We start from the raw sequence: 1552 nt of genomic DNA on the forward strand, positions 1-1552 counted from the left end.
TTTACTGATATTTCTTTTGTTGAGTAAAATTAGGGGCGATTTATTTATTTTGAATGTACGACAAATAAGCTCGTGTCTATAGTATTTTGGCGAGCTTAGGTTTATAATCGAACTGATCAATCAGTTATGACTAAAGCCGTTTTTGATTTCGTTTGGCTACGTCATAATCGTATGTTTGATCATTAATGATTAGAGCGTAGATTGTTCTAAGCAGTCTACTTATTGAAGCGATAGCGATCTTTTTGAACCCTTTGGTTTGAAGAGACCGTTTTTTGTTTTCATAGTAGTCTGCTATGTGACATGGATTGGTCTTAGCTGCACTGGCTATTTGTCCAATAGCACGGTAGAGCAGTTTTCTGGCTATTGCATTGCCTCGTTTAGAGATACGCAGGCTTGCATCCATTTCGCCTGATTGATAGCGTCCTGGATCAATGCCAATGAATGCGTTGATCTTGCCAGGGTTGGCGAATCTGCGGACGTCTCCCAATTCTGCCAATACTCTAACTGCAGTGGTCTGGGCAAAGCCTGGTATGCTTTCTAGATTCTTAAGATCATTGTTAGGCAAAGTGCGTGCCAACTTGATCATCTTTGATAAAACCTGGCCTCTCTTTTTATCTAGATCAAGCAGTCTTTGAGCATAGTATTGCACTTGCTGGGCTTCAATGCTTTTCTCGTCTACTGCTGGATATGACTTCTCGGCTAGCTCAATCAACTTCTTCGCGGTCTTTTGCGCGCGTCTTGAAGCCATTCCTCTCAATCCTTCTAGCCAGGTCGCAATCGATTGACTATCATCGAAAACGACTAAATTGCAGTGATAGTATTGCTTGACTATCTTCCAGTAGTTTTCTCCCTTAGCAGATTCAAACAGCTCTTCAATGCCGGCAAAGGTGGATTGAAGAGATTGATGCAATCTGTTCTTATCCGTTACGATATCAGAAGTCAATTGATCGTAGAAGTGGCTCATCGAACCCAATTGCTTATAGATTTGACTTTGAGCTTGGCTGACTGGGTGCTTGTAAAGACGCTGGATCATGGCTAAGCGATAGGCATCGGCCTTGTCGGTCTTGTTGCGACGAAGGCCAGAATCCATTTCTTTCTTGGCTTTTAGAGGATTGATGACTACGTAGTCGTAGCCATAGTCTTCAAGCAGAGCTTGGAGTCTGCGAGAGTATACGCCTGTAGCTTCGAAGATGATTTGAGGATGTTCTTTGAAAGTTGCTAGTTCCTTTACCAATTGCTTGAAGCCAATGCGATCGTTGGAGATTTCGAATTCGTTTTTTCCATTGCCGACCAATTCGCATACGTTAGACTTAGCCTTGCTTACATCGATTCCAAAAATTACTTGCATGATAACAAACCTCCTAAGATACAGCAGTAAAAGCTATTTGCTTTGAAGATCGGATCTAATTTTCTAAACTCGGCATCAAGTGCCTACATTCTTCGAGCAGAGTATCGAAAATCAAAGCAAAACTGCCAGTTTTATTTGCGACATCAAGTGTCTAAGGGCCAGACGGCATATCGTTTTACTGCTATCTCAATTCTAAGATAAAAA

At 41.6% G+C, this 1552-nt stretch carries 1 protein-coding gene; it reads right to left on the minus strand.

The genetic code is table 11. The annotated features are described in order from the left end of the window. Positions 1–130 precede the first annotated feature (130 nt). A complete protein-coding gene (locus BN52_RS05265) occupies positions 131–1348 on the minus strand; it encodes an IS110 family RNA-guided transposase (RefSeq protein ID WP_008473282.1) in 1218 nt (405 codons plus the stop codon). Positions 1349–1552: the final 204 nt, after the last annotated feature.

The organism is Lactobacillus gigeriorum DSM 23908 = CRBIP 24.85, assembly GCF_000296855.1.
GTDB lineage: Bacteria > Bacillota > Bacilli > Lactobacillales > Lactobacillaceae > Lactobacillus > Lactobacillus gigeriorum.